Genomic DNA, 19,695 nt, shown 5'->3' with positions numbered 1-19,695 from the left:
GACGCCGGCGCCGCCCGCGCCGCCGTCGCAGCCTCGCATATCGGACCGCATGATGTCGTGATCGGCGTCGCCGCCAGCGGCCGAACCCCCTTCACCTGCGCCGCCATCGCCGCCGCGCGCGAAGCCGGCGCGCTCACCGTCGGCGTCGCCAACAATGGCGCCACCCTGCTTCTGGAAGCCGCCGACCATGGCATCCTCGCCGAAACCGGGACCGAAATCATCGCCGGATCGACCCGCATGAAAGCGGGCACGGCGCAAAAGGCGGTGCTCAACATCCTATCGACTGCCATCATGCTGCGCATGGGCCTCGTATATCGGGGCCGCATGGTCAATATGCGCATATCCAACGCGAAGCTGCGCAAGCGTGGCGAAGCGATGATATGCGACATCGCGCAGGTCGACCAGGCCACCGCCGCGCAGGCGCTCGACATGGCCGGACAGGACATCAAGCTGGCGGTGCTGATTGCCAGGGGGCTAGACCGCCAGGCCGCCGAAAGCCTGCTGGCGGCGCATGGCGACAATCTGGCCGACGCGATCGGAGCGGCGCAAGGGGGGGCATAAGCGATGCGAGACAAGTTGGTGGCGCGCAGCGACGATGGAACGCCCCTCTATCTGCAACTGGCGCGCAACCTGCGCGACCATATCGACAGCGGCGGCATCAGCCCGGGCAATGCCCTGCCCTCCGAACGCGACCTCAGCGAAATGGCGGGCATCTCGCGGGTCACCGTGCGCAAGGCGATCGAGCAGCTGATCGAGGAAGGCGTGCTGTTCCGCAAACAGGGCTCGGGCACCTTCGTCGCCCGCCGGATCGAGGCGCCCGCCTCCGTCCTCTCCAGCTTCACCCATGACGCCCGGTCGCGCGGCGAGGATCCCGGAGTCATCTGGATGATGAAAAATTACGCCCAGCCGACCGAGGAGGAAGCCGCCGCGCTCGCCCTTTCCCTGTCGGCCCGCGTCGCCCGCCTAGGCCGCGTGCGCCTGTCTGGTGGCGAACCGCTCGCAATCGAACATGCCGTCGTGCCCGCCGATTGCCTGCCCGACCTGTCGACCATCGGCGATTCTCTCTACGAAGCCATGGGCCGCAGCGGCTTTCGCCCGACATCGGGCACGCAGCGGGTGCGCGCCTCGCTCGCCACCCCGACCGAAGCGGGCTTGCTCAGCGTCCGCCAGAATAGCGAAGTGCTGCGCATCGAACGCCTCACCCGCATTCCCGGCGGCCGCGTGGTGGAATTCACCCGCTCCGTCTATCGCGGCGACCGCTATGACTTCGTGACTGAACTCAAGGAGATCGACGGATGAGCGCGCCCGCCACGGCCCAATCCGCACCCGCGCCAGCATCATCGCACGATGCCCCACGGCCCCCGATGCGCACGCTCGGCCTGTATCTGCTGCTCGGCTTTTCCGCGGGCCTCCCCTTCTATATGTTCAACGCGGTGCTGACGCTGCGGCTTGCCCGCCATGGCATCGACATCGTCATCATCGGCTTCTTCGCGTGGATCGCGCTGCTGCCGACCTTCAAATTCGTCTGGGCGCCGCTGCTTGATCGCTACAGCGTCCCAGGCTTCTCCCGCTTCTGGGGCCGGCGGCGCGGCTGGATCATGCTGTCGCAGCTCGGCATTTTTCTTTCGATGGTCGCCATGGCCTTCACCTCCAGCGACCAGAGCCTGCCACTCACCGCCCTCTTCGCCATCCTGCTCGCTTTCTGGACCACCACGCTGGAGGTCGCCGCCGATGGCTGGCGCATCGAGCTTGCGCCGACGCAGGCGCAACAGGGACCGATCGTCGCGGCGAACCTGTGGGGCTATCGCAGCGCCATGGTCGCGGCGGGCAGCGGTGCGGTGCTGGTCGCCGCCTGGGCGGACTGGACCTGGGCCTATCTCGTCATCGCTGCCGCCGCCTTTCTTCCGTTCCCCATTCTCGCGGCGATGCGCCCGGAAGAGGATGGCGCGCGCGGCCGGGCCGGCGCGCTCATCGGCGGTACGCTGTTCGCGCTCCTGATCCTCACCGGCACCGGCATCGCCACGGCGGTCATAGGATGGGGCGTGCTGTCTGCGGTCCAGGGCGCGGGCTTTTCGGCAGAAACCAATGTCACGCCCATCGTTTTGGCGGTGGCGCTGCTTCCCTTTGTCGCGCTCGCCATCGCTCTGCCGCGCATCCGCCGCCTGCCCGCCGGCGCGCCGGCGAAAATGCCTGGCTTCATTGCGCCTTATGTCGAAATTTTCTGGCGTTATGGCTATGCGGTGCTGCCGGTTCTCGCCTTCGTTTCCTTCTATCGCATGGGCGACGTGCTGACCCTCACCCTGTCGCACCCGCTCTGGAATGCTGCGGGCTACAGTCTGGAACAGATCAGCATGGCCGATGGGCTCGTCGCGCTGACCTGTTCGATGGCGGGCGTGGCGGTGGGCGGCTTGTGCGCCGCGCGCCTGCCGATGACCGTCGCGCTCATCATCGGGGCCTGTGCATCGGCGATTGGTAACTGGGTGTTCGTCTGGCTCTGGTATGCCGAACCCTCGGCCTTCGTCCTCTATGTCGCGGCTGGCGTCGATCAGTTCGGCCATGGCCTGGAGGGGGCGGTGTTCGTCGTCTATCTCTCCATGCTGGTCAGCCCGCGCTATCCGGGCACGCAATATGCCTTCCTGTCAGGCTTCGCCTTCCTGCTGCCCCGCCTCATTGGCGGCGCGGCGGGCGCCATCCAGAAACAGATCGGCTATGACGGCTTCTTCATCCTGTCGGGCGCGCTCAGCTTTGCCGCCATCTTCTTCCTGCCCTTCGTAATGCGGGCGCGCGCGCGCACTGCCTGAGGCCCATGACAATGATCGAACAATATTGTGACGCCGCCTTCGCGCCCGCCGCTCAGGCCGTGGCGGACGGCCGCATCCCCGGCGCGGCGCTTGGCCTCGTCACTGCCGACGGGCGCACCGCCGTGCGGATCACCGGATCGGCCGCGATCGTGCCGGATCGCGAAGCCCTGACCCGCGACCATTGGTTCGACCTCGCCTCGGTGTCGAAAGTGATCGCGACCACGACGATGATCCTCACATTGGCGGAGCAGGGCCGGCTTGATCTGGACCGCCCCCTCACCGACGCCATTCCCGACCTGCGCCAATATGATGTCGCCCATGCGGCGGAGCGCCGCCTAACCTTTCGCGACTGCCTCGCCCATCGCACTTTCCTGCCGGCTGTCGAGCCGATCTATACTTATGGCGACGATCCCGCCCGCCTGCGCGCTTTCGTGCTCCAACGCGAATGGCGCCATGGACCGGCCGTGTACTCCGACATCAACTTCATCCTGCTCGGCATCGCGATCGAACGCATCACCGGCGCGCCGCTGTCGGACTGGCCGCTGGGCGAAGGCCTCTCCTTCGGCCCGCCGCCCGGCCCCGCCGTTGCCACCGAAGCGTGCAGCTGGCGCAGCCGGGTGCTGAAGGGCGAAGTCCATGACGAAAACGCTTACGCGCTGGGCGGGGCGCCTGGTCATGCCGGATTGTTCGGCACGGTCGATGGCGTGCTGGCCTTCGCGCGCGCCATGCTCGACGGGTCGATCCTGTCGACCAAGATGATGGCGCAGGTTCGCACCGCACAGGAAGGACACCGCACCTGCGGCTGGGAACGCGCTTTTCCGGGCTGGTCGGGCGGCGACGCCTGCTCTGCGGAGACGATCGGCCATACCGGCTTCACGGGCACCGGCTTGTGGATCGACTTCGATCGCGGCCTCGCCTGGACCCTCCTGACCAACCGCGTCCACCCCTCTCGCCACGCCGATAGCGGTATCTTCACCCTGCGCCCCGCCGTGGGAGATGCGCTGATCAGGGCATGGCATCAGGAATGATGGCGCAGGCACTCGCCTGACTGACCGCTCTTACCGACTAGGACGTCTGGCCGTAACCGGCTTTCTTCTGATGGCGAACAGCGAATATCGCGACCGTCTCCCTATCGACGCGATATAGGGGGACATAACTGCTATTACCGTAATCGATCAGCCGTGGCACGCCGGCGGCCCGAAATCCTCGCCAGCTTCCAGCTTCGCCAACCAAGCATCGGCTTCCTCATGAGACAGATGCAGGCCGGTCCGACGATACTCTTCCCAGGCGCGGATGGCATCCTGTCACAAGGCCTCCCGCTTCTCCTCGCGCTCGACATATTGCGCGATGGCTTCCCGCATGATCCAGTGCGAACTGCGTCGACGGACTTCCGCCAACTGCCGGGCACGCCCTTTCAGGGCATCATCGAGTTGATGGATGTCACCGCTGCCATGGCCTTGCTTTCTGCGAAGGCAATACCTTACGGTAAATTGTCCTACCTCCACGATCCTATACCTCCTGCGAACAATCACAGTGTCGGCCGTTCACGCAATGCCGACCCGCCTATTTCCCTGTCAAAGTTGGATTTTGTCTGATTTACCCTGTGAAATGGACCCCACTGCCGCTTTCTTCGCACCCATAAGCTCTTCCCACGGTCTCCCGTGTCGCTTCGTGGTCGCTTCGCGGTCGCGTTCCTGTCGCCAAATGGTCGTTTCGTACCGGAAAAGGCCGGCGACACTGTGAACTTCGGTGCCGGAAGAGGCGACTCACTCGGAATGGATTTCTGGTGCCAAGGGCATTGCCGAAGGTTATGGATTGGACCGCGCCTGCGTCTGTTCAACCGGTCTGGTTGCGGTCTAGGATCGGGTTCATGCGCATCCTTCTTCCCCTCGTCGCCCTCGTCCTGCCACTCGCCGGCGCCGCCGCGCAGAACGCGCCACCACCCCTGCTGGCCGGAATCGAACAGCAGCTGGAGCAGGGGCCCGGGGGAACGCGATACGGCCTGCTGGTCGCAACCCTCGATGGCGCGCCCGTGCTCGCCATTGCGCCTGATGAACGCTTCATTCCCGCCTCCAACACCAAGATCTTCACCACCGCCACCGCTTATGCCGACCTGCCGGCGCTCGACCGGGCAGCGCAGGGCACGGGCGTGCGGATCGACCAGGGGGACGTCATATTGGAGGGACGCGGCGACGCGCGCCTTTCCAGCGCACCCGATTGCACGGTCGATTGCCTTGCAACGCTGGCCGACGCCATTGCCGCCCGCACCCGGCGCGTGCGCGATGTGGTCGGTGATGACAGCTGGTATCCGGATGAACGGTGGGGACCCGGCATGAGCTGGAACAATATCCAGTCCCGCTACGGCACCGGCATTTCCGCGCTGACGCTGGACGATAATCACCTGACAGCAACGATCGCCCCCGGCACGATCGGCGCGCCGCCGACGGTGCAGGCGCCGGGCTATTACACCATCGACAACCGCATCGTCACGGTGCCGGGTAAGGGCGAGGCGATCGTCGCGGACCGCGCGCCCAATGGCCGGCTAGTCCGGCTGACGGGCACCATCGGCGTCGATGCATCACCCGAAACGCTGCATTTCAGCGTCGACGACCCCGCGCATTATGCGGCATGGCGGCTGCGCGACTTGCTGGTCGCGCGGGGCGTAACCGTCACCGGCGACATACGCACCCGCCATCGGCCGCTCAGCCCCGCCGACAATCCCGCAATCCGGGGCGGCGCGCCTGCCGCCCGCCCGCCCGCAGCATCGTTGCTCGCGCAATTGCCAGCACTCCCGCTGGCCGATGACATGCGCATCATCAACAAACAGAGCCAGAATCTCCATGCCGACCTGATGCTGCGCCGCGTCGCGCGTGCGCAGGGCAGCGGCTCCATCGCCGATGGGCAGGCGGCGCTCGACCGGCTTATGGGCCAGGCGGGCGTGAACAAGGCCAGCTACAGCTTCGCTGATGGATCGGGCATGTCTTCCTATAATCGCGTCAGCCCGCGGGCGGCCGTCACCCTGCTGGCCTGGATCGCGCGACAGCCCTGGGGCGCCGCATGGCGGGACACGCTACCAATTGCAGGGCAGGACGGCACTTTGCGGAACCGTTTCAAGGGCACCGTGCTCGAGGGCAAGCTTTTCGCCAAGACCGGCTCGCTCAACGCATCGCGCGCCCTGTCGGGCTATTTCATCACCAGGAGCGGCCGTACCCTGGTCTTCTCCGCCCTCGCCAACGACATGCCCGACGGCACCGATGCGCAGGCGAGCGCCGCGGTGGACCGGGCGCTCGTCGCTCTTGCCGATGCGATGTAACGATCAGCCGGGTGTTACCAGCGTGCGCGCCACGGCATGGCGCTCCACCGCCTCCCGGCTGAACCAGAGCGGTTGCATCTGTCCCGCCAGCCAGCGCGGATAGAAATCGCGATAGCGCGGCGAGCGGGGATCGGCAGACTGGCCGGGAAGAAGGAGGAAGCGGCTATTGTCCCAGGCTCCTACGTCTGCGACCAGCAGGTAGCTGGCGCCGTGCGACACCTGATAACCCCGTTTGGCATTGAATCCGCGCGCCATGGGCGTGTAGCTGTCGCCGCCCGAACGGCCACCCTCGATCGGTGGAAACGCCGCCGCGATCGCCGGCAGCGACGACGCCAGCGGATGCGTGATCTTGACCCGGTGCAAGTCGCCCCAGCGCCATGCTGCCGGGTCGCCCCCCGCCTGTGCCTGTGCCTTCTTCCACCCGGCCGCCAACGCCCCGTCGATCAGGGCATCGCGCGCCGCAGCGGGGTCGGTGCCCAGCCGTTTGTCCGGCTTGGCCAACAGGGTCAGCATTTCGAACAGGTTGACCGAGGGAATGAAGGCTTTGGCGGCCGCTGGCACCACCGCGTCACGGAAATCGCTCAACAATTGCGGCATCACCATTTCATACAGCAGCGCCGCCGCGCTATCCGCCTCGATCCCGCAATCCCACCGGCGCAACAGCCCGGCGGCCTTTGCGGCATCGGGGGACAGCTTGGCCGGGATCAGCGCGATCAGCGACCGGGCCGGCAGCGACTGAACATCATGTTGCAGCGCGACGCTGTCGGCGACGCTGTGCCGCGGCTGCGCGTTCAGCACTTCGGAAATGCGGTTATACCGAAACGGATCGCTCCAGTTGAAGCTGATGATCTTCTTGTCATAGGGATAATCAGTCGGGATGTTCATCTGGTTGGCCGACGCGAACCATCCTTCCTTCGGATTGTGAACATGGGGCATCTCCTCCACCGGCAGGATGCCTGTCCAGTCATAATCGCCGTCGCCGGGCGCTGGGAAAAGGCCGTCATGCTTGGGCCGGATCGGCGTATAGCCGATGGTCTGCCACCCGGTATTCCCATCAATATCGGCATAATGGAAATTGGTGGGCGAGGTATGGATGCGAAACGCCCGGCGCAGGCTGGTCCAGTCCTTCGCCAGATTGATAGCGATGATAGCAAAGCGCATATTGCCGCCGGGCAGCATCGACACGGTCGCAAAGGCACTGGCGCGCTGGCGTTCGGGATCCTGCGCGACAATCGGCCGGCCCTGGGCATAACGCTGCGTGACTCGCTGCGGCGGAGCATCCTTGACGCTGATCTCGTCCTCAAAGGTCTCGAACCGCTTCCATTCGCCCTTGTGCCAATAGAGATTGGGGTCTTCCTTGGCGGTGCGCAGGATGAACAGGTCGGTTTGGTCGATATGAAAATTGGTGCGGCCGAAGGCGAAACGGTCCGTATGCCCCTGCATGATGCCGGGTAGGCCAGGCGCGCCGCCGCCGATAACGTCAAGGCCCGGCGCGGTCAGATGCACCATATGCCGCGGGCTGAACCCGCCAATGCCCAGATGCGGGTCATTGGCCAGGATCGGCCTGCCGGTGGCGCTGCGCGACGGCGCGATGGTCCAGGCATTGCTGCCCTGCGCGAAGCGATCGGCCCGGCGTTCGGCCGGATCGAGAGCGGCTTCCTGAATCGCGTCGAACGGCACCGGCCGCGCCGACGGCAGCAATATGCCTAGGTCCGCTTCGCTGACCGCCGCGCAGTCGAGCCCCTCGGGCACCGTATAGGACCAGGCGGGCCGCAGCGGCGCCATCAACTGATCCGCGTCCAGCACGCCCTGCGCCTGCATCTGGGCGCGGCGCACCTCATCATCGGCATCGCCCATGCCGATGCCCCGGGCGCGGACAAGATCGCGCACATCCCACCGCATCGGGTTGATGCCCAATATGCCATATTCCAACGGCATCTGCGCCGGGTCGGCCTCCAGTTCCGCGATGCGCGCGTTGACACCGGCGACATAGCCTTCAGCGCATTCCAGCACGCCCGGCGGCAAATCGGCGAGTTCGGCGTCGATGTCACCGCGATAGTGAAACAGGCGCGCCGCCTTGTCCGCAGCGACGAAGGCTTTGCCAAAGGCTTCGGCCATGCGTCCCATGTCACGCCGATGATCGATATCGATCTGGAACAGCCGATCGCGCGCGACGAGATAACCCTGACCGAAATAAGCATCGTGCAGCGAGCCGGCGCGTACATGGGGAACGCCCAGTTCATCCTCGACAATGTCGATGGGCGCGCGCGCTCCGGTCAATCGCACACGGGTAGACCGGCCCTTTACCAGCGGTTCTCCCCAAGCAGAAACAACTGGCACAGTGAGAGCGGCTGCGGTGGCCAACAAAAATGCACGACGCTGAATCAATACAGCCTCCCTTTCCCTTATTCGTCTGAAATACCGAGCGCGAAGCTCATGAAACCTATCGCAGGAATGCCGCCCCGGGCTATAGCAACCCACCTGCTACCCATAACTTGGGGCTATCCAGCTTAACGCTTCAGTCGCTCGGCAACCCGCCATTCCGCCTGGCTATACCTTTATGCGATCAAAGTAATACCAAAACTATTGACCAGCCGCGACCGGCCTGTAACCTTCATGTCATGGAACCGGTCATGGCCGCCAGTCGGCGGCGGGGCGCGGCGCCTCGGCGGCGGCAAGCGGACAGCGCCTTGCTGCGCCGTCGTCATCGTAAGAATGGGTCGGGCAAGACGGCGCTCTGACGCTGCGCACGCCGCAACCGCGTGCAGCCCCTCCCTGATAGAGGGGGTTTATATGGGTGATTTCGGAACAGTTCGCCGGCCGATCGGCCACCGGCACGGTCTGGGGCTGGCGATGACCGCCATCGCCCTGGTCCATGCGGCTCCGTCGCTCGCTCAGGATGCGGGTGCGCCGCAGGAAAGCGCGGCGGCCGGAACGGCGGATCAGATCATTGTGACAGGGACGCGCATCGCACGCGACGGTTTCCAGTCGCCGACACCGCTGACGGTCGTCACGCAGCAGGAAATACTGAACCAGTCGCCGACGAACAACCTCGCCGACTTCATCAACCAGATTCCCGCGCTTGCCGGCAGCACCCGCCCCGCCAACTCGCGCCTTGCGATCAGCTCGGGCCTGGCGGGCATCAACACGATGAACCTGCGCAACCTGGGTGAAGTCCGCACGCTGGTGCTGCTCGATGGTCGCCGTTCGGTCGGCTCCACGATCACTGGCCTGGTCGACATCAACACTTTCCCGCAGGCGTTGGTGAAGAATGTCGAGATCGTGACCGGCGGCGCATCGGCCGCTTATGGGTCGGACGCTGTTGCCGGCGTGGTCAACTATGTGCTCGACAAGAAATATACCGGGTTCAAGGTCAATGCCGATGTCGGCATTACCGACCGGGGCGACGGGTTCAACTACAGCTTCTCCGGCGCGGGGGGCATGGATTTCGCCGATGGTCGCGGACATATCCTGGTCGCGGGCGAATATGCGCACAAGGACGGCATTTTCGAGGTTGATCGCGGGTGGAACCAGATTGGCTACCGGACCTTGTCCAACCCCGATTATACAGCCGACAACGGGCAGCCCGCGAACATCGTCGTGCGCGGCGCGGGCACCTGGAACTCAACCCCCGGCAGCATCATCCGGTCGCAGGTCGGCGGGACCACCGCCCTGCGCGGCACCTATTTCGCGCAAGGCGGCGTAGCCCAGCAATATCAGTTCGGCAGCATCACCGACAGCAGCCAGACGGTGGGCGGCGACTGGCAGATCAACGACACGTCGCGCCGCATCGGGCTCGACGCGACCGACGATCGTCGCGGCGTCTATGGTCGGCTGAGCTACGAGCTGGCCGACTGGATCGAAGTGTTTGCCGAAGCGTCCTACAACTGGAACAAGACGCTGTTCAATGCGGGGCCGCAGGCCGCGACCTTCACCTTGCAGTCGGACAACGCCTATCTGATCCAGGCGCTTGGGCCAGCAGCCCTGGCCGGCGTGACGTCGGTTTCGCTGGGCACGTCGGCGGCCGACCTGCCCTATCGCAAGAATAACAGCACCCGCGAAGTGCAGCGTTATGCGCTGGGCGCGGGCGGTGAGTTTGCGGCATTCGGCAACAAGGCCGTGTGGGATGTCTATGCCCAATATGGGCAGACCGACACGCATGAGCAGCTGCGCGACATCATGAATACGGCGCGGCTGGGCCTGGCCACCGACGCGGTGTTCGCCCCCGATGGCTCGATCGTCTGCCGCTCGACGCTCACGGATCCGGGCAATGGCTGCATCCCGCTCAATCGCCTGGGCATCGGTGTCGCCAATCCGGCGGCGGTCGACTGGATCATGGGCGATCCCTATCGCAACCAGCGGTTCAAGCAGACGGTCGCGGGCGCCAACCTGTCGGTCACGCCGTTCGCCACCTGGGCCGGCGATGTGAGCGTCGCGGTGGGCGGCGAATATCGCAAGGAAGAAGTGTCAGGATTCGTCCCGCCCGAGTTCAGCTCCGGCTGGTCGGTTGGCAATTTCCGTCCGACCTTCGGCAGCTACAATGTCAAGGAAGCCTATCTGGAAACGCTGATCCCGCTTGGCCTGGGCGCGGAATTCAATGGCGCGGTGCGCGCGACCGACTATTCGACGTCGGGTTATGTGACCACGTGGAAGGCGGGCCTGACCTGGCAGCCGATCGAGGATATCCGCCTGCGCGGCACAAGGTCGCGCGACATTCGCGCACCCAACCTCAACGAACTGTTCCAGTCGGGCACGTCGCGCACCAACACCTTCGCCACCAATACGGCGGTGGGGCAATATGCCGGCGCGACATTCCGCGAACTGACCACGGGCAATCTGAACCTCGACCCGGAAAAGGCCGACACGCTGACGTTGGGCGCGGTGCTCCAGCCGCGCTTCCTGCCCGGCTTCTCCTTCTCGGTCGACTGGTTCCGTACCAAGGTGTCGGATGCGATCAGCCAGTTCTACGCCGACGACATCGCCCAGCGCTGCACCGAAGGCTTCCAGAGCTTCTGCGCGGCGATCGTGCCCGACCCCGAAGGGGTACGCGACTATTTCGTGTCGGCAAGCCCCTTCAACTTCGCCCGGGTGAAGGTGCGCGGGATCGACTATGAAGCGAGCTATCGCGTGCCGCTCGACAATATCTTCAACGGCAGTTCGAGCAACCTGACGCTGCGCGGGACAGCAACCAACTATCTGGAAAATACCGTCGACAACGGCATTTCCGTGCCGGTCGACACCGTTGGCCAGAATAGCGGGCAGTCGAGCACGCCGGACTGGATCTTCCGCATGTCGGCGACATTCGACACGCCAACCTATTCGGTCACGGCGGTCGGGCGCGGGGTGAGTTCGGGCACCTACAACAACACCTATATCGTGTGCACCACCAACTGCCCGACCAGCACGGCGACCAACCCGACGATCAACAGCAATCATATCGACGGGACATTCTATACCGACCTCAATTTCACGGCGAAGATCAATGTCGGCGGCGCGGACGGGCAGTTCTTCCTGAACGTCACCAACCTGTTTGATACCAACCCGATCCTGCTGCCCGAAACGGGGCTGTCGGCCAATTCGACCTATAGCGACCTGCTGGGCCGGGCCTTCCGCATCGGGGTACGGTTCAAGACCAATTAAGAGCATCAGAGTTCAAAGAGAAAAGGGCGGGGAACCACCGGTTCCTCGCCCTTTCTCTTTGCCCGGCATCGGTAAACGCGACAGGGATAGCGACAACTGCGCGCCATGACCAAATGATTAGTTAGCTACCTAACTATAGGATAGTCTCACGCCGGCGGACAGTGGGCCGGCGTGGGGCGGAGCAGCGCGCGGCCGGGTGTGGCGCCGGTCGTCTGGCTGTCACTCACGGCGAGCGTGCCATTAACGAACAATTTGGCGACGCCGACGCTGAGTTCGCGCGGGTGCATATAGTCGGCGCGGGGCGCATAGCGCGCAGGATCGATCACCACGACATCGGCATAATAGCCCGGCCGCAGGTAACCGCGATGGTCGATGTTATAAATGTCGGCCGTGCGCCCGGTCGATTGCCGCACGAAGGTGCCTAGGTCGATCACCTTGCGCTCCCGCACATAGCGAACATATTTTTCCGGGAAGGTTGCGAACATGCGGGGATGGCCGTTCGAACCGTCGGACGATGTCACTATCCAAGGCTGGCGCATCAACAGATCGACATCGGCCTGCGCCATGTTGAATGACGCAACCGCAGTGCCCCGACCCTTATCCTTTTCTATGCTCTGGCGGATGATGCGCAGCGCCGCGTCCCTGGGATCGAGCTGCCACTGCGTCGCGACCTCCTCCAGCGTCTTGCCGGTCCAGGGAAAGCCCTGCGCGATCAGCAGCAGGGATTTGGCACCCCCGCGCCGGCGCATATTTTCGGACATTTCCTGCCGGATGCGGGCCAGCGTCGTCGGATCGTCCAGCCGCTTCAACAGCGCGTCCCCGCCGCCATCGACCGCCCAGCGCGGCAAGAGCGACGCATCAAGGCTGGAGCCGGAGGCGAGCCAGGGATATTGATCGGCGGTCACGTTCTGCCCCGCTTTGCGGGCCGCGTCGATTTCCGCGATCACGGCAGGGGCCTCCCCCTGCACGTCCACGCCCAGCGCCTTTAAATGCGCGAAGTGCACTGGCATGCCCGCTTGCTTGCCAATCTCGATCGCTTCGCGGACCGAACCAAGCAGCCCGATGGAATAGCTGGATTCATCGCGCTGATGCGTGTCGTAGAGGCCGCCGCGGATCGCAGCTTCGCGCGCGACGGCGATCACCTCGTCGGTCTTGGCGAAACTTTGCGGCGCGTAGAAGAGGCCGGCGGAAAAACCGGTCGCGCCTTCGCACATACCCTTGGCCACCAGACTCTTCATGGCGCCCAGTTCCTGCGCATTGGGTGCGCGGGCGTCCTGCCCGAGCACGCGCTGGCGCACCGCGCCAAAGCCGACGAAGGGGATGAAGTTGGTCCCGACACCCGACGCCTGGATCTTGGCCGCGTCGTCGCCGACGTCCGGCGTGCCATAGCCATCGACGCCGATCACCACCGTGCTGACCCCCTGGTCGAGCCAGGCGGGATTGACCCGCTCCGCCGCATCGGATGACCGCAAAAAGCCGTCGGCATGGGTGTGGGCGTCGATGAAGCCGGGCGCGACGATCATCCCCTTGGCGTCGATCCGCTGCGCCGCCTTCATCGGGGCAGAGCGGCCGACATAGACGATCCGGTCGCCTTTCAGCGCGATGTCACCGACATAGGGCTTGCCCGTCCCGCCATCATAGATTGTGCCACCGGTGATGAGAACATCAGCGTTGTCCGCGCCAGATGCGCTGGCGGGTTTGTCGGCGGTGGCTGCAGGAAGAAGCAGGATGCTGCCGGACAGCAGCAGGGCGCGGGCCGCCTGGCGGACGCGGCGGCGAGCGGGAAGAAGCGGCATGGGCAAGGGTCCTCGACTGAACGACGCAAATCGGCACCATGGGCCGTCTGTATCCCACCCGTCCAGAGCGGGTCTGTTGCACACGCCATAACCAAATGGCATAGCGGGGCGGTGCACCCGGATCGTCGCGCCGGACGGACAGGCGGCAGCCAAGAAAGTGAACCCATGAACCTGCGCCAGATCGAGATTTTCCACGCCGTCTATCTGCACGGCACGGTCAGTGCGGCGGCGCGTGCGCTTAACGTGTCGCAGCCCGCCGTGACCAAGGTGCTGCGTCATGCCGAACGCTCCATCGGCCTGCCCCTGTTCGAGCGGGCCAAGGGGCGGTTGATCCCCACGCAGGACGCGCGGACCTTGTTCGACGAAGTGGCCGACATACAGGAGCGCGTGCGATCGCTGCGGCAGGCGACGCAGAATATGCGGCATGGCCGCGGCGGGCTGCTGCGGATATCGGCCCTGCCCTCCCTTGGCCTGGGTGCCATTCCCGATGCGGTCGCGCGGTTCCTGCGCGGGCATGAAGACATCATGTTCGACCTGCAGACGCTGCATCATGATGAAATGGTGCGCAAATTATACGAGCGCGAAACCGATATCGCGATCAGTTTCGAAGTCCCGCTGTCGGCCCCGGTTGCGCATCAGGTCGTGGGTGAAGGCGAATTGGTCGTGCTCTATCGTGAGGAGGATATGCCCGACGCGCCCAGCCGGCTGCATCTGGAGGAATTGCGCGAGCATAAATTCATCAGTCCGGTGCAAAGCGGGCCAATCGGCCGAGTCCTATCGAGCGAACTGAAGCGGCAGGATGTCGAGTTGAACGAGGTCGTGTCGGCGCGGACCTATTATATCGCCGCCGCGCTGGTGCGGGCGGGCGTGGGCATGGCTATCGTGGACAATTTCACCGCCCATGCCAGCGTATCACCGGGCCTGTCCAACCGGCCGCTGCAACCGGCGATCACCTTCGACATCAATGCGGTCTATTTGCAGAACCGGCCACCATCCAGGACGGCGTCGGAATTCCTGACGCTATTGTCGGAGGTTATCGAGAGCCTATAGCAAAAGGCTATAGGCTATGCGGCCATGGATATTGGGGAACGGCACGGACGGGCGATAAGGTCGCGATCCCATATTCAAGCAGGTTCCTCCATCCATGATTGCGACGCCCTATCTCCTCTACCTCGGCCACAGCAATGACGAGATCGGCATCAAGACATCGCGGGGTCTGGCGGTGTTCCGGCCCGACATCTGCGTTGGCGAATATCGCCATGACGATTGTGGACTGACGCTGAATCTGCCGCGCATGGATTTTGCGCAGGCCCATGCGGCGGGCGCGCGGACGCTGGTGCTGGGCATTGCCAATGCGGGCGGCCGGCTGGGCAGCGATCTGGTCGATGACGCGCTCGCGGCCATGGAGGCCGGGCTGGATATCGCGTCAGGCCTGCACCAGCGGTTGAAGGACGAGCCGCGACTGGTCGAAGCGGCGGCGCGGCTGGGCCGGACGCTGCACGATGTGCGCGATCCCCGGCCCGATATTCCGGTGGGCACCGGCAAGCGGCGCGCGGGCAAGCGGCTGCTGACCGTCGGCACCGATTGTTCGGTCGGCAAAATGTATACGACCTTGTGCCTGACCCGGGCCTTGCAAGCGCGCGGGGTCAAGGCCGATTTCCGTGCGACGGGCCAAACCGGCATACTGATCGCGGGCGACGGCGTGCCGCTTGACGCGGTGGTGGCCGATTTCATTTCCGGCGCGGTCGAGCAGATTTCGCCCGATCGCCATGATGGCGGCTGGGACCTGATCGAAGGGCAAGGATCGCTGTTCCACCCGTCTTTCGCGGGCGTGTCGACCGGCCTGATCCACGGCGCGCAGCCCGACGCACTGGTGCTGTGCCATGATCCGATGCGCCGCACGATGCGCGGATTGCCCCATTATCAGCCGCCATCGCTGGACGACTGTCTGGAAGCGAACCTGCGCGCGGCGCGGTTGACCAACCCGGATGTGCGCGCGGTGGGCATCGCGCTCAATACGTCGGCGATGGACGAAGGCGCGGCGGCGGACCTGTGCGCCCGCACCGCCGACAATATGGGCCTGCCCTGCTGCGACCCCTATCGCATGGGTGTCGACGCGGTGGTCGATTTGCTGTTAGCCATGGATGCGCGCGCCGCCGCCACGGAGACGATCTGATTTCCATGCCCCGTTCATTGACCGTCACGGGCGAGACTTTCCCGCTCGCCACCCCCTTTCGCATATCGCGCGGTGTCAAGACGGCGGCCGACGTCGTCACCGTGAGGATCGCGCAAGGGGAGATTGAGGGGCGCGGTGAAAGCGTCCCCTACTTGCGCTATGGCGAAAGCGTCGCGGACAGCATCGCCGAAATCGAAGCCGTGCGCACCGCGATCGAGGGGGGCGTAAACCGGCGCGGGCTGCTGGAAATCCTCCCGGCGGGTGCGGCGCGCAATGCGGTGGATTGCGCGCTGTGGGACCTGGAATTGCGGCTTGAAGGGCGGGATTTCGCGGCGGCGACGGGGATCGCGACGCCGTTGCAGCCGATCGCCACGGCGATGACGGTCGGGCTCGACACGCCGGACAAGATGGGGCTGGCGGCGGCGGCGCTTGCTGACGTGCCGCTCATCAAGGTCAAGGTGGACGCCAGCGATCCGGTCGCGCAATTGCGGGCCGTGCGGGCCGCCGCGCCCGATCCGCGCATGATCGTCGACCCCAATGAGAGTTGGGGCATCGCGCATGTCGAGGCCATGCAGGCGCTGGCGCGGGAATTGCGCATCGACCTGCTGGAACAGCCATTGCCGGCGGGCGAGGATGATACGCTGCGCGGCTATGCGTCCGTCATCCTCATCGCGGCGGACGAGTCCGTGCATGTCGCAGCCGATCTCGACAGCTTGCCCGATGGCTATGGCGTGGTGAACATCAAGCTGGACAAGGCCGGCGGGCTGACCGCCGCCCTGGCGCTGGCGGAAGCGGCGCGGGCGCGCGGACTGGGCGTCATGACCGGCTGCATGATCTGTTCATCACTATCGATCGCCCCGGCCTGGGCGATCGCGGCGCAGAGCGACTTCGTCGATCTGGACGGACCATTATGGCTGGCGACCGATCGGGCGGGCGGCTTCGCGGGCGACAAGGGCTATCTGTTACCGGCCCAGCCGGGCTTCTGGGGCGGCCTTTGACCATGGAGCCAGCGCGCCGCTGGTTTGCCATTCCGCTGTGGCAGCGAGTGGTCGGCGGGCTGGTCCTGGGCGTTGCGATTGGGCTGTTCTGGCCAATGGCCGCGCCATGGATCGCTTTCATCGGCGAATTGTTCGTGCGGCTGATCCGGATGCTGGTCGTGCCGATCGTGTTCGTGTCCATCGCATCGGGCGTGACCGCTTTGGGCGATCCCCGGCGGCTGGGCGCTGTGGGCGGCCGCACGGTGCTGCTGTTCGCGGCGACCACGGCCTGCGCGGTGTCGATCGGCATGGCGCTGGGCCTCATCATCGACCCGGGCGGCGGCGCGGCGCTGGGTGGGGCAGCGCCCCATGCGCTGGGCGAGGCCAAGTCGGTGCATGATCAGCTGATCGGCATCGTACCGGTCAATATCGTTGCAGCGCTGGTCGAAGGCGACATGCTGGCGATCATCTTCTTTGCGATGCTGTTCGGGTTCGGCGTCATCCTGGCGGGCGAGGACGGACGGCCGATGGCGGGCGTGCTGGAGTCAGCGAGCCGCGTGCTGTTTCACCTGGTGCGGATCGTGATGGAGGTGACGCCCTTTGGCGTGCTGGCGCTGATCGCGCAGGCGGTGGCGGACAATGGCGTTGCGGTGTTCACCAATATCGGCTGGCTGGCGCTGTGCGTCGTGCTGGGCGTGGCGGCGCAGATCCTGCTGGTGCATTTGCCGCTGATCCGGCTGGCCGCACGATTGTCGATCCGGCGCTTCTTTCGCGCGGCGGTGGACCCGCTGCTCGTCGCCTTTTCCACCGCATCCTCGGCCGCGACGCTGCCGGTCGCGCTGCGCGTCGCGCAGGAGGATCTGGGAATCGAGCCGGCCGTCGCCTCTACCGTGCTGCCGATCGGGGCGAGCATCGGCAAGGATGGGACGGCGATGTATGTCGGGCTGCTCAGCGTCTTCAGCCTGCAGGCGCTGGGAGTGCGGGCGGACGGGACGATGCTGGCGATCATGCTGCTCACCGGGTCGCTCGCCGCCTTTGGCACCGCACCCATTCCATCCGCTTCGCTGTTCATGCTGGCGGCGGTGCTGTCGGCGGTGGGCGTGGCGCCTGAACAGACGGCGCTGGTGGTGGGCTTTGTCCTGCCGTTCGACCGGCTGCTGGACATGACGCGCACGGTCGCCAGCGCCAGCGCCAACCTGACCGTCACCGCCGTCGTCGCGCGGCAGGAGCGCAAGGCGCTGGCCGGATCGAGTCCCCCCGCCCCGGCCAGCGACGCGCCGATCAATCCAGCGACTTGACGATTTCCTCCACCATTTTCTTGGCGTCGGCCAGCAGCATCATGGTGTTGTCCATGTAGAAGACTTCATTGTCGACGCCGGCATAGCCTGCGCCGCCCATGGAGCGCTTCACGAACAGCACTGATTTTGCATTGGCGACGTCTAGGATCGGCATGCCGTAGATGGGCGATGTCTTGTCGGTCTTGGCCGCTGGGTTGGTGACGTCGTTCGCGCCGATGACGAAGGCGACGTCGGCCTGACCGAATTCGCTGTTGATATCCTCCAGTTCGAACACTTCGTCATAGGGGACATTGGCTTCGGCCAGCAGCACGTTCATGTGGCCGGGCATGCGGCCCGCGACCGGGTGGATTGCATATTTGACGCTGACCCCGGCCTTTTTGAGCATGTCACCCATTTCGCGCAGCGCATGCTGCGCCTGGCTGACGGCCATGCCATAGCCCGGCACGATGATGACGCTGTCCGCCTGGCTCATCAGGAAGGCGGCATCCTCCGCGCTGCCGCGCTTGTAGGGGCGGTCCACCGCTGCCGCGCCGCCCGACGCGCCGCCGCTTTCCGCGCCGAAGCCGCCCGCAATGACGCTGAGGAAGCTGCGGTTCATCGCCTTGCACATGATGTAGCTCAGGATCGCGCCCGACGATCCCACGAGCGCGCCGGTGATGATCATCGCGCTGTTGCCCAGCGTGAAGCCCATGGCGGCGGCGGCCCAGCCCGAATAGCTGTTGAGCATCGACACGACGACGGGCATGTCCGCGCCGCCGATGGGAATGATAAGCAGGAAGCCGATGACGAAGCTGAGCGCCGTCACGGTCCAGAAGACCCATGGGCTCTGGTCGGTCACGAAATAGGCGACAAGGCCCAGGATCGCCGCCAGCGTGCCAAGGTTGATGAGGTGGCGCGCAGGTAGCATGATCGGCTTGCCCGACATATTGCCGTTAAGTTTCAGGAAGGCGATGATCGACCCGGAAAAGGTGATTGCGCCGATCGCGACGCCCAGGCCCATTTCGACCCGGCTGGCCTGATGGATCTGGCCGGTCAGCGTGTCGAGGATGCCAAAAGCGCCCGGATTGAGATAGGCGGCCGCGCCCACCAGCACCGCGGCGAGGCCAACGAGGCTATGGAAGGCCGCGACCAGCTGCGGCATGGCGGTCATGGCGATACGGCGAGCGATGACGAAGCCGATGCCGCCGCCAATCAGGATAGCGCCGATGATTTCCGGCAGGCTGGCAATGTCATGGGTGTAGAGAGTCGTCACGACCGCGATGGCCATGCCGATCATGCCCATGCGGTTGCCGCGCCGGCTGGTCGCCGGGCTGGACAGGCCGCGCAGCGCCAGGATGAAGAGGACGCCCGCAATCAGATAGGCGAGCGCGACGAAGGGCGAGACGGGAGCAAGCTCGTGCATCACTTGCGCTCCTTCTTCTTGTACATGGCGAGCATGCGTTCGGTAACGGCAAAGCCGCCGAAGATGTTGACCGAGGCAAAGACGACCGCGAGCAGCCCCAGATATTTGGCCGCCGCGCTACCCGCTTCGGCCGATGCGACCAGCGCGCCGACGATGATGACGGAAGAAATGGCGTTGGTAACCGCCATCAGCGGCGTGTGCAGCGCCGGCGTCACCGACCAGACCACATAATAGCCGACGAAACATGCCAGCACGAAAATCGACAGGATGGAGATGAAGTCCATCGTTCCTA

General features: G+C 65.1%; 15 protein-coding genes. 11 read left to right on the top strand and 4 right to left on the bottom strand.

Annotated features, from left to right (window positions below; translation table 11 throughout):
• The 6 genes from B2V90_RS07435 to dacB form a co-directional block, all read left to right on the top strand.
• On the top strand, positions 1-561 hold a 561-nt coding region (locus B2V90_RS07435), incomplete at its 5' end, for an N-acetylmuramic acid 6-phosphate etherase (protein ID WP_293920697.1).
• A 3-nt stretch (positions 562-564) separates the two neighbouring features.
• Positions 565-1,299, top strand: a complete 735-nt coding sequence (locus tag B2V90_RS07430; RefSeq protein ID WP_009823566.1) for a GntR family transcriptional regulator — start codon at positions 565-567, stop codon at positions 1,297-1,299.
• The gene (locus B2V90_RS07425) at positions 1,296-2,801 is read left to right on the top strand and encodes a permease (RefSeq protein ID WP_228221903.1); all 1,506 of its coding nucleotides are present in this window, start codon (positions 1,296-1,298) and stop codon (positions 2,799-2,801) included. The genes B2V90_RS07430 and B2V90_RS07425 overlap by 4 nt, the downstream gene beginning before the upstream one ends.
• Positions 2,802-2,806: 5 nt before the next feature.
• On the top strand, positions 2,807-3,829 hold the full coding sequence (locus tag B2V90_RS07420; RefSeq protein ID WP_414711584.1) for a serine hydrolase domain-containing protein: 1,023 nt from the start codon (positions 2,807-2,809) through the stop codon (positions 3,827-3,829).
• A gap of 219 nt (positions 3,830-4,048) precedes the next feature.
• Positions 4,049-4,396 (top strand): hypothetical protein, encoded by a 348-nt coding sequence (locus tag B2V90_RS23215; RefSeq protein WP_422663665.1) that lies wholly within the window; start codon positions 4,049-4,051, stop codon positions 4,394-4,396.
• Positions 4,397-4,671: 275 nt separating this feature from the next.
• Entirely contained in the window at positions 4,672-6,114 is a 1,443-nt protein-coding gene (gene dacB, locus B2V90_RS07410; protein ID WP_228221905.1) for a D-alanyl-D-alanine carboxypeptidase/D-alanyl-D-alanine endopeptidase, read from the top strand.
• Between the two features lie 3 nt (positions 6,115-6,117).
• Here the strand turns inward: dacB and B2V90_RS07405 are convergent, their stop codons facing one another.
• Positions 6,118-8,394: a penicillin acylase family protein gene (locus B2V90_RS07405; protein ID WP_228221990.1), complete on the bottom strand. Its 2,277-nt coding sequence runs from the start codon at positions 8,392-8,394 to the stop codon at positions 6,118-6,120.
• A 513-nt stretch (positions 8,395-8,907) separates the two neighbouring features.
• On the opposite strand from B2V90_RS07405, the gene B2V90_RS07400 reads away from it, so the two are divergent.
• On the top strand, positions 8,908-11,754 hold the full coding sequence (locus B2V90_RS07400) for a TonB-dependent receptor plug domain-containing protein (RefSeq protein ID WP_228221906.1): 2,847 nt from the start codon (positions 8,908-8,910) through the stop codon (positions 11,752-11,754).
• Between the two features lie 146 nt (positions 11,755-11,900).
• Here the strand turns inward: B2V90_RS07400 and B2V90_RS07395 are convergent, their stop codons facing one another.
• On the bottom strand, positions 11,901-13,550 hold the full coding sequence (locus B2V90_RS07395; protein WP_228221907.1) for an N-acyl-D-amino-acid deacylase family protein: 1,650 nt from the start codon (positions 13,548-13,550) through the stop codon (positions 11,901-11,903).
• 165 nt (positions 13,551-13,715) lie between these two features.
• On the opposite strand from B2V90_RS07395, the gene B2V90_RS07390 reads away from it, so the two are divergent.
• The 4 genes from B2V90_RS07390 (at position 13,716) to B2V90_RS07375 (ending at position 18,001) form a co-directional block, all read left to right on the top strand.
• Complete coding sequence (locus B2V90_RS07390) at positions 13,716-14,600, top strand: LysR family transcriptional regulator (protein WP_009823557.1); 885 nt, start codon at positions 13,716-13,718, stop codon at positions 14,598-14,600.
• A 94-nt stretch (positions 14,601-14,694) separates the two neighbouring features.
• A complete protein-coding gene (gene dgcN, locus B2V90_RS07385; protein WP_228221908.1) occupies positions 14,695-15,726 on the top strand; it encodes an N-acetyltransferase DgcN in 1,032 nt (343 codons plus the stop codon).
• A 5-nt stretch (positions 15,727-15,731) separates the two neighbouring features.
• The gene (gene dgcA / locus B2V90_RS07380; RefSeq protein ID WP_228221909.1) at positions 15,732-16,724 is read left to right on the top strand and encodes an N-acetyl-D-Glu racemase DgcA; all 993 of its coding nucleotides are present in this window, start codon (positions 15,732-15,734) and stop codon (positions 16,722-16,724) included.
• Positions 16,725-16,726: 2 nt separating this feature from the next.
• A complete protein-coding gene (locus tag B2V90_RS07375) occupies positions 16,727-18,001 on the top strand; it encodes a dicarboxylate/amino acid:cation symporter (protein WP_228221991.1) in 1,275 nt (424 codons plus the stop codon).
• Here B2V90_RS07375 and B2V90_RS07370 read toward each other — a convergent pair.
• Positions 17,985-19,403 (bottom strand): NAD(P)(+) transhydrogenase (Re/Si-specific) subunit beta, encoded by a 1,419-nt coding sequence (locus B2V90_RS07370; protein ID WP_228221910.1) that lies wholly within the window; start codon positions 19,401-19,403, stop codon positions 17,985-17,987. The genes B2V90_RS07375 and B2V90_RS07370 overlap by 17 nt on opposite strands.
• Entirely contained in the window at positions 19,403-19,687 is a 285-nt protein-coding gene (locus B2V90_RS07365; protein ID WP_009823552.1) for an NAD(P) transhydrogenase subunit alpha, read from the bottom strand. The genes B2V90_RS07370 and B2V90_RS07365 overlap by 1 nt, the downstream gene beginning before the upstream one ends.
• Positions 19,688-19,695 lie beyond the last annotated feature (8 nt).

Origin of the sequence: Sphingobium sp. UBA5915 (assembly GCF_002431195.1) — a bacterium.
In the GTDB taxonomy this organism is placed as follows: Bacteria; Pseudomonadota; Alphaproteobacteria; order Sphingomonadales; family Sphingomonadaceae; genus Sphingobium; species Sphingobium soli.
This window is presented reverse-complemented; position numbering and strand designations above follow the sequence as displayed.

What these genes read in the sequence shown, in the direction of transcription:
- B2V90_RS07370 (WP_228221910.1), bottom strand. Translation starts at nt 19,403, where the DNA reads ATGCACGAGCTTGCTCCCGTCTCGCCCTTCGTCGCGCTCGCCTATCTG.
- B2V90_RS07375 (WP_228221991.1), top strand. Translation starts at nt 16,727, where the DNA reads ATGGAGCCAGCGCGCCGCTGGTTTGCCATTCCGCTGTGGCAGCGAGTG.
- B2V90_RS07420 (WP_414711584.1), top strand. Translation starts at nt 2,807, where the DNA reads ATGACAATGATCGAACAATATTGTGACGCCGCCTTCGCGCCCGCCGCT.
- B2V90_RS07390 (WP_009823557.1), top strand. Translation starts at nt 13,716, where the DNA reads ATGAACCTGCGCCAGATCGAGATTTTCCACGCCGTCTATCTGCACGGC.
- dgcN (WP_228221908.1), top strand. Translation starts at nt 14,695, where the DNA reads ATGATTGCGACGCCCTATCTCCTCTACCTCGGCCACAGCAATGACGAG.
- dacB (WP_228221905.1), top strand. Translation starts at nt 4,672, where the DNA reads ATGCGCATCCTTCTTCCCCTCGTCGCCCTCGTCCTGCCACTCGCCGGC.
- B2V90_RS07430 (WP_009823566.1), top strand. Translation starts at nt 565, where the DNA reads ATGCGAGACAAGTTGGTGGCGCGCAGCGACGATGGAACGCCCCTCTAT.
- B2V90_RS07395 (WP_228221907.1), bottom strand. Translation starts at nt 13,550, where the DNA reads ATGCCGCTTCTTCCCGCTCGCCGCCGCGTCCGCCAGGCGGCCCGCGCC.
- B2V90_RS07425 (WP_228221903.1), top strand. Translation starts at nt 1,296, where the DNA reads ATGAGCGCGCCCGCCACGGCCCAATCCGCACCCGCGCCAGCATCATCG.
- B2V90_RS07365 (WP_009823552.1), bottom strand. Translation starts at nt 19,687, where the DNA reads ATGGACTTCATCTCCATCCTGTCGATTTTCGTGCTGGCATGTTTCGTC.
- B2V90_RS23215 (WP_422663665.1), top strand. Translation starts at nt 4,049, where the DNA reads ATGAGACAGATGCAGGCCGGTCCGACGATACTCTTCCCAGGCGCGGAT.
- B2V90_RS07400 (WP_228221906.1), top strand. Translation starts at nt 8,908, where the DNA reads ATGGGTGATTTCGGAACAGTTCGCCGGCCGATCGGCCACCGGCACGGT.
- dgcA (WP_228221909.1), top strand. Translation starts at nt 15,732, where the DNA reads ATGCCCCGTTCATTGACCGTCACGGGCGAGACTTTCCCGCTCGCCACC.